The 388-nt window shown below is 58.8% G+C and carries 1 protein-coding gene; it reads left to right on the top strand.

Features of this window, described 5'->3' with window-relative positions:
* On the top strand, window positions 1–388 hold a 388-nt coding region (locus I6F36_RS39365; protein ID WP_225173337.1), incomplete at both ends, for a glycosyltransferase.

Genomic DNA, 388 nt, shown 5'->3' with positions numbered 1-388 from the left:
ACTGGCCGGTCCGCATCGCCGATATCATCATGGGCAGCGTTGGCTTCTTCAAATGCATAACGCTCAACTCGCTGGAGATGGAGCGCGAGTATGCGCGGTATCCGGCTCCTTACCGATCGCGCATGAAGCATGTCCCACATGGTTTCGACGACAAATCGCTCGATCTGCCAAAGGATATTGCGCGGCAGCGGTTCGAACTGCCTTCGGATCGCGTGCTGCTCGGTTGTGCTGCAAGATTGCACCCTCACAAGCGGCTCGATGCGGCGATACGTCTCTTGCCCGGTGAACCGTCCTGGCATCTTGCGCTGGCCGGGCAAGGCGCGGACGAGGCACGGTTAAGACTGTTGGCCGATGAGCTGAAAGTATCCGACAGGGTGCATTTTGTCGG

This window comes from Bradyrhizobium sp. BRP19, assembly GCF_020194195.1.
GTDB classification, from domain to species: Bacteria; Pseudomonadota; Alphaproteobacteria; order Rhizobiales; family Xanthobacteraceae; genus Bradyrhizobium; species Bradyrhizobium yuanmingense.
The sequence above is the reverse complement of the archived record's forward strand: the minus strand, read 5'-3'. Positions and strand labels throughout refer to the sequence as shown.